The sequence below is a fragment of the Saprospiraceae bacterium genome, from assembly GCA_016710235.1.
Classification (GTDB): Bacteria; Bacteroidota; Bacteroidia; order Chitinophagales; family Saprospiraceae; genus Vicinibacter.
In genome coordinates this window covers 2,871,586-2,886,079 of record JADJLG010000001.1, presented here as the reverse complement: position 1 = coordinate 2,886,079, position 14,494 = coordinate 2,871,586, and the positions used below count along the sequence as shown (strand labels likewise).

The 14,494-nt window shown below is 38.0% G+C and carries 10 protein-coding genes; 7 read left to right on the top strand and 3 right to left on the bottom strand.

All coding sequences use genetic code 11. The features are described 5' to 3' along the window. Positions 1-99: 99 nt before the first annotated feature. Positions 100-495 carry a cytochrome c maturation protein CcmE gene (locus IPI99_11375; protein MBK7341119.1) on the bottom strand — a complete coding sequence of 132 codons (396 nt, stop codon included), beginning with the start codon at positions 493-495 and terminating at the stop codon, positions 100-102. A gap of 534 nt (positions 496-1,029) precedes the next feature. On the opposite strand from IPI99_11375, the gene IPI99_11370 reads away from it, so the two are divergent. From IPI99_11370 to IPI99_11355, 4 genes are all read left to right on the top strand, one after another. Continuing rightward, the gene (locus IPI99_11370) at positions 1,030-1,704 is read left to right on the top strand and encodes an ATP-binding cassette domain-containing protein (protein MBK7341118.1); all 675 of its coding nucleotides are present in this window, start codon (positions 1,030-1,032) and stop codon (positions 1,702-1,704) included. Between the two features lie 167 nt (positions 1,705-1,871). Then, positions 1,872-3,209: a signal recognition particle protein gene (ffh, locus tag IPI99_11365; GenBank protein ID MBK7341117.1), complete on the top strand. Its 1,338-nt coding sequence runs from the start codon at positions 1,872-1,874 to the stop codon at positions 3,207-3,209. Between the two features lie 62 nt (positions 3,210-3,271). Continuing rightward, on the top strand, positions 3,272-6,427 hold the full coding sequence (locus tag IPI99_11360) for a PKD domain-containing protein (protein ID MBK7341116.1): 3,156 nt from the start codon (positions 3,272-3,274) through the stop codon (positions 6,425-6,427). 118 nt (positions 6,428-6,545) lie between these two features. Next, complete coding sequence (locus IPI99_11355) at positions 6,546-7,796, top strand: nucleoside permease (GenBank protein MBK7341115.1); 1,251 nt, start codon at positions 6,546-6,548, stop codon at positions 7,794-7,796. Between the two features lie 494 nt (positions 7,797-8,290). Here IPI99_11355 and IPI99_11350 read toward each other — a convergent pair whose 3' ends face one another. After that, positions 8,291-8,485: a hypothetical protein gene (locus tag IPI99_11350; protein ID MBK7341114.1), complete on the bottom strand. Its 195-nt coding sequence runs from the start codon at positions 8,483-8,485 to the stop codon at positions 8,291-8,293. A 159-nt stretch (positions 8,486-8,644) separates the two neighbouring features. On the opposite strand from IPI99_11350, the gene IPI99_11345 reads away from it, so the two are divergent. Continuing rightward, complete coding sequence (locus IPI99_11345; GenBank protein ID MBK7341113.1) at positions 8,645-8,848, top strand: hypothetical protein; 204 nt, start codon at positions 8,645-8,647, stop codon at positions 8,846-8,848. Between the two features lie 376 nt (positions 8,849-9,224). Beyond that, positions 9,225-11,660, top strand: coding sequence for a T9SS type A sorting domain-containing protein (locus IPI99_11340; protein ID MBK7341112.1), 2,436 nt, complete (start codon positions 9,225-9,227; stop codon positions 11,658-11,660). Positions 11,661-11,738: 78 nt separating this feature from the next. Here IPI99_11340 and IPI99_11335 read toward each other — a convergent pair whose 3' ends face one another. After that, positions 11,739-13,931, bottom strand: a complete 2,193-nt coding sequence (locus tag IPI99_11335; protein ID MBK7341111.1) for a glutamine synthetase III — start codon at positions 13,929-13,931, stop codon at positions 11,739-11,741. Positions 13,932-14,211: 280 nt separating this feature from the next. On the opposite strand from IPI99_11335, the gene rpsO reads away from it, so the two are divergent. Beyond that, positions 14,212-14,487 (top strand): 30S ribosomal protein S15, encoded by a 276-nt coding sequence (rpsO, locus tag IPI99_11330; GenBank protein ID MBK7341110.1) that lies wholly within the window; start codon positions 14,212-14,214, stop codon positions 14,485-14,487. Positions 14,488-14,494 lie beyond the last annotated feature (7 nt).

Sequence of the window (14,494 nt, the reverse complement as noted above, 5' to 3'; positions counted from 1 at the left end):
GAAGTATTAAAATAAATATTCCTGAATAAAAAATAATCAATAAGAATAAATTTCCCAGATAATGCGGCCATATGTGTTCACCCGAGTAAAGGACATCCATCATTTTGATAAAGCTTTGATCATTTTTTCTTCATCATTGTATTTGGAAGGACATTTCAACAATATTTCATTTGCTTCAAACGCTTCGTTTTCAAACTTTCCGGTTACAACTACCTGTTCTGAAAGTTCAAAATCCTGAGGTTTTGCAGCATGCAAGTTGACTTTTTCGGTGACTCCATTGACATCCTTGAGATAAAAGCTGAAGAGATTTGGATTTATTTCGGGATCGTAGTTCATCTCTTTATCCTTGCGCAATGTCCCTGCAATTTTTACAATATTTTGATCCTTTTTGGCATCTTCAAATCCCGCATATTTCGTGAGATCCGCTGAAGCATTTACCAAGAGCGCGATGGCTGCACAAATCATTACTATAGCTATAATCCAGGTTTTTTGCATCAATGTATGAATTGTAAAAGATTGATTACAAATGTAATGCGACAATGTTGATGAATATTGGAAAAATTAAAAATAACTGCCCAATAAATCCAAATTTTGCAATGAGATTCGTGATGAGAGCCCGAATTGCATTAAAATCCAAATTATTGATTAATGGGTGGTTATACAAAACAAAAATTGAAGGAGTGATTTTACACTACAATGAGGGAATTGAGCAAGACTTTAGCTCGCTTTATGAATGCTTTAGAGTGAGTAAACTTGATTTTTTAAATTCCTTTTGGAATAACAATAAATGAAATTCATGCAACTTTTTTGGGCTTGTTCACTAAATCTTTGATTGCGAATATAGCTTAACTAGCAGCGTTTGGATTCCAGATGGTTTGCTTCGGGATCAAAGGCAGCCACAAAATTTGGCATAATATTACCATTCACAGGAGGTATAATCTTGGATTAGGTCTTTTGAATAAAGCATGTATCCAGGCCTTCTGCTTTTAATTTTTTCGGATTGTTTATCTTTGACCTTGAATTTGAATTATGTCATCTGTTTCATTATTTGCTGCAAACCTTCTTTTAGAATCACCTAGATCACACCAAATTCAGGTACCGGCGCTGGAAGTTCCAGTCGGATCCTGGGTAGAGATCATAGCAAGTAATGCAGAGGGGAAGACGATGATTATGAATGCCTTTACAGGATATCTGGCATTCAAACAAGGTCAGCTAAAGGTTTTAGATTTTGGGATGAATCCAATTTCTGCTATTGATCTTAGTACGTTGCGACGTAAAATAGCCTATATAAGACCTTTTCCTGATCTGGTCACGGACAAAACTGTGAGAGTAAATCTTTCATTGGCACTCTCCGCCGCCAACCGAGTCCTGGACGCAGATATGGAGCAACTTATATTACAAAGTCTCTCAATGTTCGGTATTGAAGACTTGAATAAAGTCATCATCAGTCAACTTTCCAGTTCTGAGCAATTATTGGTTCAACTTGCCAGAGCATTAATTGTGAAGCCGAAGATCATTTTTATTGACAACTGTCTTACAATTTTGGACGCCACCAAACGACGCTTTGTGATGGACGTTTTGTCTTCAATTCGCTCCAAAGAAAGATGTACAATTATCCTGAGCGGCTTTGAGCCTACAGTGCCTGAGGAAGAAAATGCACTGAAATACCAGATAGTTAGAAGATCTTTGATTCCGATGGAGTGAGGCTATGTAATGGTGCAAAACTATCCGGACTTCATTCTTCAAAAGTTTGGATTTGGAGCTGAGCTTAATGGTGGAAATTATTACTACCAAAGGAATGTCATTTATTTAGCCCAAATGGCTAGCTCGATGAAGGTAGCTATTATCTTTGCACCTTAAAACTGTACAGGATGTTCGAAAGCTTAAATGAAAAGTTAGAAGTTGCATTTAAAAACCTCAAAGGGGAGGGCAGTATCACAGAGTTGAATGTGGCTGAATCGATCAAAGAGATCAGAAGAGCTCTTGTTGCCGCCGACGTCAATTACAAAATAGCAAAAGAATTTACTGACAAAGTCAAAGACCAGGCATTGGGTACTAAGAACGTCTTAAAAGCTGTGAAGCCTGGCGAACTTATGGTCAAAATCGTGATGGATGAGCTTGTGGAGCTTATGGGTGGACAAGCTGCCGGTCTCAATCTCAGCGGAAATCCTGCGGTGATACTTATTTCCGGTTTGCAAGGGTCAGGAAAGACGACGTTTTCGGGCAAGCTGGCATTATACCTGAAAACTAAGAAAAACAAGAAGCCCCTTCTCACAGCATGCGATGTGTACCGTCCAGCCGCGATAGACCAATTGTCTGTGCTTGGTGAACAAATAGACGTGCCGGTTTATAAAAATCTAGGGTCGCAAGATCCGGTTACTATAGCAAAAGAAGCAATAGACCAAGCCAGAGCTAACGGAAATGACGTGGTCATCATAGATACTGCTGGTCGTACCTCCGTGGATGAGGAAATGATGGCAGAAATCGAGAGAATAAAGAATTCTATTCTGCCTTCTGAGACCTTATTTGTAGTGGATTCAATGACCGGTCAAGACGCTGTCAACACGGCTCAAGCTTTTCATGACAGGATACAGTTCGATGGCGTCGTATTGACCAAGTTAGACGGAGATACCAGGGGTGGTGCAGCGCTCTCTGTAAAATATACCATCGGAAAACCGATCAAATTTATTTCTACCGGAGAAAAGCTAGACACCTTGGATATCTTTTATCCGGACCGTATGGCGCAGCGCATATTGGGAATGGGTGATATTGTTTCATTCGTTGAGAAAGCTCAGGATCAGTTTGATCAGGCAGAAGCAAAGAAGATTGAAAAGAAAATCAAACAAAATGCATTTGATTTTAATGACTTCCTCAGTCAAATCAATCAGATTAAAAAGATGGGCGATATTAAAAGTTTGCTTGGTATGATTCCTGGAGTGGGCAAACTCACCAAAGACATTGACATTAATGATAGTTCATTTAAAAAAGTAGAGTCCATTATCCAGTCTATGACTCCTGATGAAAGGCTCAAACCCGAAATTCTAAATATGAACCGCAAAATGCGCATAGCTCGGGGTTGTGGACAAACTGTCCATGAGATCAATGCATTCATCAAGCAATTTGAAGAGATGCGCAAGATGATGCATATGATGAGTAAAGGTCAAGGCATGTCCAATATGATGAATCAGATGAGAAATTTTAGAAGATAGGACAGTTCTGATTCATAGATTCAAATGGATTTATATATCTTTCCAGCAAAATTTCTTAAAACATGAAAATCAAGTTTATACTTTTGGTTTTATTCCTATGTTCAACTGGCTCAAATACAGCTTTTGCACAGTTGTCAAACGGTTCTCCGGCTCCTGATTTTGCAGTCACCACCATAACAGGGGGATCGTACAGTTTGTATGGGGCAATGGGCGCCAACAAAGCAGCTTGCTTAGATTTTATGGCTACTTGGTGTGGCCCTTGTTGGAGCTTTCATCAGAGTGGTGTCTTGGAGAGTGTTTATGCCAACTTATCTTCTGAGACAACTGTAGTCATGTTGGAAGCAGATTACAATACTAATACTTCTTGCCTCTATGGCCCTTCTGGCTGTGTAGGTGGCACTCAGGGCAACTGGGTTTCAGGTACTCTATATCCAATCTGCGATCTGCAAAGCGGCGATGGTGTAAGAGAATCATACCAAATCAATTATTTTCCTACTTTATATGTGATTTCTCCTGATAAAAGAGTCTGGGAGATCATTTCTAGGAGTTACTCCAATTATGAAAATTGGATCACAAAAAGTTTTAAACTCAATGTGGTTTCAGCTAATATCACGAATTCTATCTGTGGTAATGATGGTAAAGTAGACATCAATGTGACTGGAGGCTATGGTAGTCTGGATTATTCATGGAGCAATGGTGCTACATCTCAAGATTTAACAAATGTAGGGGCAGGTACATACGAAGTGACCATCACTGACAACAACGGATATTTCAAAGAATTTGGCCCCTACACCGTAAGTGGCACTCAGAAGGGGATGGAAATACTTAGCACAAATGTTCAGCACAATCTATGTCATGGTGATGCCGTTGGCTCTATCCAGATAGATTTGGATTATGGGACACCTCCATATAGATTTTTGTGGTCAAATGGATCAATAGATCAAAATATTGAAAATTTACCTGCAGGGAATTATTCTCTTACTATCACTGATGCATTGAATTGCAAATTATACAAATCAGCGCAGATTACACAACCCGCAAAATTGTTGGCAGATTTTGATGTCGTAGATGAAACTTGTAATGACGAAAACGGAGGAATTGTATTTCAAACCACCGGAGGAGTCCAACCTTATCGTTATAATATTGGATTTGGTGACCAATCATACCCAGAATTCGGCGGCCTCGCAGCTGGTAATTATTCAGTTACCATTCAGGACAGAAATGATTGTGAATTGGTTGTCCAATTTGAAATCAATGGAACCAATAAACCCGAAGCCCTAACACAAATTTCTTCTCATATCAATTGTGTAAATGATACTGTATCTGTATTAGGAGAAGGAAGTACTCAAGGCTTGCATTTGAAGTATGAGTGGAGTACTCAAAATGGAAAAATTGTTTCGAATCCTTCACAAGTGAATATTGAAGTTGATAAAAAAGGATGGTATGTACTGAAAGTAACGGACCTGAATACTTATTGCTATGACAAAGATTCAATTTTTGTCAATGATTTGAGAAAGTTTCCCGAAATGGAAGGAGTCAGAGATAGTTTACTCAATTGTCTTACAGAATCTCTGAATCTTGCTCCAAAATTTTCTGCTCCCCATTTGAAATATTTTTGGACAAAGATGTCAGTTCCACAATTCAAGGACACTTCTCGCATCCTCAATGTAAATTTTGGAGGGAATTATGTATTCAATTTATTGGATACCATCAATCAATGTCTGACATTGGATACAGTAGCCATTGGTGAAAACAAGATTAAGCCTCAGATTTCAGTTGTGGAACCATTGGTATTGAATTGTACAATAAATCAAGTAAATGTTGATGCTTCCGGATCTTCGACCGGTTCGAACTACAGTTTTAAATGGACAAGTTCTGACGGAAATATCCTGGATGGCAATAGCTTGAATGCATTGGTGGATTCTAAAGGAAATTATAATCTAAAAATTACAGACAAAACAAACTATTGCAATCGTGACAGCACAATCATTGTATTGGAAGATAGAACAAAGCCTACTGTTAATGTTGGCGAGGTAAATTCAATATTATTTTGCCAATCCAATAGTGTAATTCTAGATGGAACAAAATCTTCTTCTGGAGTCAGGTACACACCTCTATGGACTACAGTTGATGGTCACATAGTCAGTGGACAAAATACCCTGTCACCTCTCGTGGACAAAAAAGGTACCTACACATTGACTGTGAATGATCTCATAAACACGTGTACATCAACAGCTGATCTACTTGTTGATGAACAGAGTAGCTTGACTTCTATTTTTGAAGGCTCTGCAACACTACTTTCTGTGAAGTTCGCCGATAAAACAACAGGGTTAATCCAATCCAGATTGTGGAATTTTGGTGATGGATTGACGAGTACAGAATTGAATCCTGAGCATATTTACACTAAAGATGGAAATTACAAGGTTTGTCTTAATGTAACAAATGAATGTGGAAGCTCAGAGTCATGCCAGGAATTTCGCTTATCTGCCTCTGCAGTGCTGACTATTTCTAACTGGCAAGTTCAAAATGTATCTTGTAATGGAGGAACTAATGGCTCTATTCGTGTTATTGCCGGTGGAGGTACACCTCCATATATTTTTGATTGGGACAATGGAGCAAGTTCATCAGAATTAAATAATTTGCCGGCAGGTAATTACAATTTGGTATTGAAAGACAATGCGGGAAATACTTATTCCCAGAGTTTCACGGTCAGTGAGCCGGATGCCATAGCCCTGAGTTCGGCTAATATTACTCATTCTACAGGGGCAGCTGATGGTTCGATTGATATTACTGCTCAGGGTGGTACGAAGCCTTATACATTCCTGTGGAACAACAATTCTACAAATGAAGACCTCATTCAGGTTCTACCTGGATTTTACTCATTAAAGGTTATTGATGCTTTACTTTGTGAGAGAAGTTTCGGACCTTTTGAAGTTAAGAATCTAACAGGAACAAATGATTCTCATCTAGCTACACATGTCAATATAGCACCCAATCCTGCAGGAGGAATGAGTAGAATAAGTTGGTATTTCGGTGAAAGAGCTAGTGCTAAAACTTCTATAGAGATACGAGATGCGCAGGGTACAGTTCTGCAAAATTGGATAGTCTATAACAAACCGTTTTCAGAAATCAACGCAACTGATTTTGTTCCTGGTGTTTATTATATTCGAATCAAAAATGCTGAAAAAGAAATAAGCAAAGCCTGGGTTGTTCAATAATTCATGACCCTTTTTTATTGAACATTATAATATTTAAAACAAAGTATAAATACGGAATCTCAAAGAAAGAAAATCGAGGTTCCGTATTTTTTTAGATCCGAAATAAATCAAATCTCCAATGAGTATTAAGTTCAGACTTACCCTGATCAGTTTTATGCAATTTTTTGTATGGGGTGCATGGTTGATCACAATTGGCAACTATTGGTTTGCGACCAAAAACTGGTCACCGGTACAGTTTGGAGCAGTATTTTCTACACTTGCCATTTCATCAATTTTCATGCCTCCGGTCATTGGAATCATTGCTGATAGGTGGGTCAATGCAGAACGACTTTATGGTTTACTTCATATCTGTTACGGCCTGAGTTTATTCTTTCTCCCACAGGCGATGGATCCTGCAGCATTTTACACCATCATGCTTGTTGCGATGTTGTTTTATATGCCGACGATATCAATGTCTAATGCAATATCATATACGATTCTAAAGAGTCAAAGTTTCGACGTGGTCAAAGTATTTCCACCGATTCGAGTATGGGGTACTGTTGGCTTTATTGTTGCTATGTGGATCACTAATCTCAGTGGGAATAAGGCAACGGCGGGGCAATTTTATATTGCATCCGCAGGTGCAATATTATTGGGTTTATATTCATTTACCTTGCCTGCTTGTCCACCACAAAATAAGATAGCAAAAAATGCTTCATTGTCAGAACAATTAGGTCTGAATGCATTCCAATTGTTTGTAAATTACAAGATGGCACTATTCTTTATTTTTTCATTATTTCTGGGAGCAGCACTACAGCTTACCAATATGTATGGCGATGTTTTTTTGGATGGATTTAGAACTCAACCCGAATATGCTCATTCACTTGTGGTACGCTATTCAACTTTGATTATGAGCATTTCACAAATTTCCGAGACAGTATTTATTGTGACTATTCCATATTTTTTGAAAAAATTCGGAATCAAAAAAGTTATGTTATTCGCTATGTTGGCATGGGTGTTGCGTTTTGGCTTGTTTGCTTATGGAGACCCTGGTCCAAATCTTTGGATGATTATCTTGTCTTGCATCGTGTATGGAATGGCTTTTGATTTTTTTAATATTTCAGGTTCACTCTTTATAGAAACTTCTACTGACGCCAATATTCGGTCAAGCGCTCAAGGTTTATTTATGATGATGTCTAATGGAATAGGTGCATTTTTAGGTAGTATCATCAGCGGGTGGCTTATTTCCAATTATTTCATGGTGGATGGAGTAAAAGATTGGCATCATATCTGGTTGACTTTTGCTGCATATGCTTTGGTGATCGCAATTGCATTTATGATATTATTCAAGCATAAACATAAGCCTGAACAAATTAATTTTGAGCATTGAGTTAGATTAGAAGAAATATTACATTTATCCTTGATTGGAAATTATACATAAAAATGTATAGACCTCATATAAAGCTTTTTTTATAAGTACTTGCTGGATCCCATAAGCATCCATCTGATAGATACCCTGCATGTGGGGTCCTATGTCCAGGATAGTGCAGGACAGTTGGTTTTTTTCTCTGATGGCTCCCAATTTGCGCTTATGGAAGTATTTGACTTCAATGTAGGTTTGTCGATCTATTTGCACAATTTTGACCGATGTACCTTACAGATCGATTATGTTTGCTAATATAATCATCCCACTATTGGTTTTGTAGGTCTAGGTTTCTCTTCAAATTCCCGGTATTTGTATTACAGTGAAGCAAAAGAACTCTTTCAGATGGACTAGGAAGATGTCTTCACCTTCATGTTTCCTGATCAGACAGATACAAAACCAGACCAGATGGGGTTCAGGATATGACGGGCATCAATTAGTCCCTGATGACAAGAATTATATCACAATTCACACAATAATTTTGTGATGCACGATCCATCGGCCCAATGACAAGCGCAGTGCATCTCTTCCAGAATCAAATGAATTTGCAATTCAAACTTTGACCTTTGGACGGCAGCACCTGTGACAGTCTCGGTATAGAAAATGTCCGCTAGTCCTTGTGAAGACAGGATCAGGATACATTGGATTACCTGCATTTTGTGTTTACAGATTTGAGTGTATACGAGCCAGCTGAGTGACTTTGGGACTTTGGAAATGGCAATCAAAGCAATCAGAAACATCCTGACCACAACTACCTCTGGAACAGAACTTGTACCGCCTGCCTTACGGTAAAGAATTTATATATTGCGGATAGCTTGTGTAGGACATTGCACATTGGCAGCACAAGGGTATCAGCAGTAGAGGCTGACATCGATATTCGTTTTGTGCTCAATCCTTGTCAAGAACTACTTTATCTCAATGTACTGGAATACCAACCCTGGAAAATATACAGTAAAATCACCGACTTCTATGGCAGAGATGTAAAGGTCAAAACATTTTTCAGGACAGTAATGATATAGACATGAGTAAACTACTACAAGGCATATACCAGCTTCAAGTTTGGGAAAATAATACCTGTATCAAAACAGAAAATATATTAAGGATGGGTGATCAATATTTATTTCATTTTGGTCCATAAAATTTTATTCCCATTGAGTTTTCAGAGCATTATCAACTCTTTGTATGCAAAATTTTATTGAGATGAAGAAGCGAATCTCAACCAAGCAGGGTCATTATTGATGAGATGTAAATTAATTGTCAAGTATCATTTCTTTTCGATTTCCACTTCTGCGATTTGAATTGAACTTAAAGAGTAGGTTGTCTATTTTTTCAAAGCCTTTAAATTAGATTGCTTAACAAGATTTAATGAATAACCAAAAAATGAATAAAAATATTATGAATTTCAAACTATTATTGACCCTATTAGGGTTTAATATTTTTTTTTCAAATTACAGTTATACCCAGTGCACACCAAGTCCTTCAAGTGATTGTCTAAACACCGTAAAATTATTGTGTGGCTTAGGTGAGTTAAATGGATATACTTGTCAGATTACTGCTGATCAACACCCGGATTATTATCCATGTGGGACAACGGCGCTTTGTCCGGGATCAGGCCCTGATGATGGTCCTCAAAATACAGAATGGTGGTCATTTGTAACAAAAGGAGGTAATGTAAGTATTACTATTAATTATTCCTCATGCAACCTTGGTCAAGGGCTGCAAATGGGTATTTGGGCGGATTGTTTCTGTGGTCAAGAAATTACTTGTCATTCAATATGTACCGGTGCTCCAGGCTCTTATACGATTTTAGCAAACTTGGAAGCTTGTAAGTATTATTATTTATTCGTTGATGGATGTGGTGGGGATATTTGCAATTATACTTTAAGCATTACAGGAGGCGATGCACCGGAATTGGTACCTATAACCACTATAATAGGCGAGACTAAATTTTGTGAAGGAAATTGTAATATGTATGAAGAAGTGGAACGAGGTTCATCCTCATGTCTTAATTTTTTCAAATGGACCTTGGATGGTTTAATTTTAGAAGATTTTGAACGAGTAGTTAGACTGCCGCAAGACTTAAGCCCTGGAACTTATACTTTGTGTGTCAGTAAATTTGTCGGTGATAATCCATTCGGGCAGATTTGTTCTGAAACAGCCCCATTCTGCAAAACAATCACTATTGAGCCCAAAAAAAGCTATGTTGGCAATAAAGCATATATCTGTTTTAATAAATTACCATATTATTGGCACGGTATAGAAATTAATTCGGACGGTACCTATACAAAAGAATTTGCAGATGCGAATTGCTGCAAATATGACTCAGTCAGAGATTTTTATATTCTTCCTATTCCGGAATCTCCAAGTGTTTACTTCATTGGCAGTGACAGTACAGATCTTTATAAAGATCCAACCACAGGACAACAGTATAAGGGTTGTAATAATTACAAAATAATAGATGTAATAAATTCTACAATCCCGTACCGTTGTGATTCAGCATACCATCTCTTTACTATATATCCCGGATTCAAAAGTGTCATGGAATCAGCATGTCGGGAGGATAGCTTACTATATTTTCCAAATATTAAGGATGTAACTAAATATTGTGCGAACAACGTAGACGTAAAGTATACTTTTGCATACCGCTGGTTCGAAACTTCAGATACTTCTGTTACTATAAGTCATGAAGAAAATTTAAATGCTACATTGTTGAAGAAAGGCAATTATTGCCTGGAATTATCGGTTGATGTAGGTTATGGAGATGCAGATAAAAAAATTAAAACATTCTTTTGTGAATATTTTAATGAAGATTCAATTCAACTAAAAGACTTTAAACTAAAGGGAGATACGATAATTTGTGATGCCAGGACTTCAATTTTTTCCATTGATTCTACACTTTATTATCAAAGCATTCATTGGAATGTTACAGGAGGATTGATCTCAACTCCCGATCCAGAAAATAAAACACAGATTCAAATAGAGTGGGATAGTCTGAGATCTGAAGCAGAAGTTTGTGTAGGTGTCAGAAATTTTTGTGATATCAAAAAACAGATTTGTCAAAAAGTATATTTTTTGACCAGTCCATCAAAACCGGACGCAGGTGCAGATCTCATCATCTGTGGAAGTAATGCGACACTAAAAGTAAATTCAAATGGTGTCGGAGGAATCTGGAGACAAATTTGCGGTGATTCTGCAACGATCGCATCACCTCAGCTAACGGTATCAAATGTCGAAGTCAATCAAGCAGGAAAGTATTGTTTCGAATGGGTTTCAGGAAATTCAAATTGCTCCAGTAGTGATACAGTGGAATTGACCTTCTACGATACATTCACCAAAGACACCATCGAACAAATCATATGCGATACTTCTCTCCAAGGATATACCTATCAATTCAGTATAATTGGAGGCAAGACACCATACTTGATAATCAAAGGAAATGGAACCATCGAGAATTCTACTGTTTACCATTCAGCTTATGTGCCCAACCAAATACCGGATACTGTGATTCTTAGGGATGACAATGGTTGCGAATTTCAGTTTATCCAAAATCATACCTGCGAAACCACAAATAACAAGGTCGTTGATCAACTTCAGGATATAAAAATATTGCCCAATCCTGCCAGCGAATGTATTTATATCACAGGAATGCAAAATATACAAGTGTATTCAATTGAATTATATGATCTCAGTGGAAGGAGAGCTATGTATTTAAATGACAAGGACATTACCGATTGTATATCCATAAAGCATCTTCGAGATGCGGTCTATTATGTGAAAATCAATACAGCCAAAGGAGTTAAGTTGAACTCATTCATTAAATCTTCTCAATAATTATCCAATTGGACCAATGAAATATAAAAAGGCCATCTGTTTTGATGGCCTTCATTATTGACATGATTTTTGAAACTACTATCTGGCAAATAATATCTCGCGATATTTTGGCATTGGCCAGTATTGATCTTCAACGATAAGTTCCAGATCATCCACATGACCCCGAATAGTGAGAAATAGTGGTTTGACATTTTCACAGAAGTAAACTGCCTGCTCTTTGGTATTTTTCTTTTTGTGGGCATTTACTTTTTCGGTTTCGATCTTTTGAATATTTGAATAGATCTCATCTATGTGTTCTGAAATTTTATTGATCAGATCTTGCACACTTTTAGTTGTCGATTTTGACAAACCAGCGTCTTGGGCTAATTTGACATTTTTGAAAAGGTCTGACTGATATCTTAAACATGCCGGGATGATTTGATTGAGGCCAAGTTCTACAATTAGGCTACCTTCAATCTCAACCTTTTTAATGTACTTTTCAAGATAAATTTCATGTCGAGCTTCCTGCTCTTTTTCAGAGAGTATGTTGAATTTGCTGAAAAGATGAATTGCTTTTTTAGAAACCAATGCATCCAATGCTTCTGGAGTTGTTTTAATATTTGGTAAACCTCTTTTGGCGGCTTCTTTAGCCCAACTATCGCTATAATTGTCTCCTTCAAAAAGAATTGCCTTACAAGATTTGATACACGAACGAAGCTCTTTCAATATTGCAGAATCTTTTTTGTCACCTGCTTCAACATTCTTGTCCACTTTAGCCTTAAAATCACTCAGCTGATGAGCGACAATAGTATTCAGTATCATCATTGGGTCTGCGCAATTCGCAGAAGATCCCACCGCGCGGAATTCAAACTTGTTTCCTGTAAATGCAAATGGTGATGTTCTGTTTCGATCTGTATTGTCCATCATGACATCAGGTATCATTTTGTGTATATCGAGTTTAAGATTATTCTCTTCGTCCTCCTTTAAATCATCTTCTGCACGAGTTTCAATTGCTTCAAGCACTCTAGTAAGATAACCACCTATGAATACCGAAATGATCGCAGGAGGTGCTTCATTTGCACCAAGCCGATAATCATTGCTTTCTGATGCTATACTGGCTCTGAGCAGGTCTGCATGATCATGAACAGCCTTGATCGTATTGATGAAGAATGTCAAAAACTGAAGGTTGTTGCGAGGAGTTTTTCCGGGCCCTAAAAGATTGGTTCCAGTATCAGTGCTCATAGACCAATTGTTGTGTTTGCCGGAGCCATTGATCCCCGCAAATGGTTTTTCATGCAACAAGACCATAAGGTGATGCCTCCGAGCCACGCGATCCATTAGATCCATCAAAAGCGAATTGTGGTCTACGGCTATATTAGCTACTTCAAACATTGGTGCACACTCGTACTGACTTGGTGCGACCTCATTGTGCCGAGTTCGCAGAGGGATACCCAGCTTGTGACATTCCATTTCCAGATCAACCATAAAATTGTAAACTCTCTCCGGTATGGCGCCGAAATAATGATCTTCCAATTGCTGACCTTTTGCAGGACCTCTGCCAAAAATGGTTCGTCCGCTTGCCATCAAATCAGGACGGGCATAATACATTGCTTTGTCGATGAGGAAATATTCTTGCTCCCATCCAAGTGTGGCCGTTACTTTATTTACAAATCGATCAAAGTAACGCGCTACGCCAGTTGCTGCTTTGTCCAAAGCTTCTATCGATCGGAGTAGGGGTGCCTTATGGTCCAGCGCTTCACCGGTATATGAAATAAATACAGTTGGAATGCACAGTGTCTTGGACCCTGCAATATCCATAATGAAAGCGGGTGACATAGGATCCCAAGCAGTATAGCCCCGCGCTTCAAATGTCGCTCTCAGTCCACCACTGGGAAAAGAAGAGGCATCGGGTTCAGCTTGTACTAAAGCATCACCATCAAACTTCTCAAGCGGAGAACCATTGCTGGAGAGCGTAAAGAAACTGTCGTGTTTTTCAGCTGTAGAACCCGTCAGTGGTTGGAACCAATGAGTATAATGGGTTGTACCTTGCTCCATCGCCCAGGATTTTAGTCCCGCGGCGATTTGATCCGCCAGCTCACGAGAAATTTTCTGACCCTGCGAAAGGTGTTGGTTGTAAGACTTATATGCCTCATTGGAAAGGTAGGCGCGCAGTTTTTGGTCATTGAATACATTTTCAGCGTAATACCCTGAAATTTTTAGATTAACTCTTTCTTTCACATTCTTTTGGCGTGATAAGAAGAGCTGGAGAGCTGTGTTGCGGTTGTTTGTCATAAATAATGAGAATTTTAAAAATTTAAGCAAAAGTATAAATATTTTAAGCTTTTGACTCCCAAATGTGATTAAATTATAAAAATATATGATAAATATTACCTGTTTTAATGTAATTCGAGACTATATTAACCAAATTTATCATATTTATAATATTCTTATATACTCTTGCTCGTGAGCAGATTTAAAGATCAAGAATTGCAGTTATTTTAAAATAAGTGTATATTTGCAGCGCTAAAACAGATCTTCGTGATCGCATTTGGTCATTTTTTAAAATTTTATAATGAGTTCTTATTTAAGTAAAGAAAAAGTATCAGACATTTTCAAACAGTACGGAGGCAGTGCGAGCAATACTGGATCTACTAAAGGTCAAATCGCATTGTTCACATTTAGAATCCAGGCTCTTTCTGAGCATCTCCGTTCCAACAAAAAAGATCATTCATGCAGACGCTCTCTGCTTCATCTGGTTGGAAAGAGAAAACAACTATTACAATATCTTCACCACAAGGACCTCGATCGTTACAAGAAAGTATTGGATCAGTTAGGATTAAGAAAGTAATCCGCAT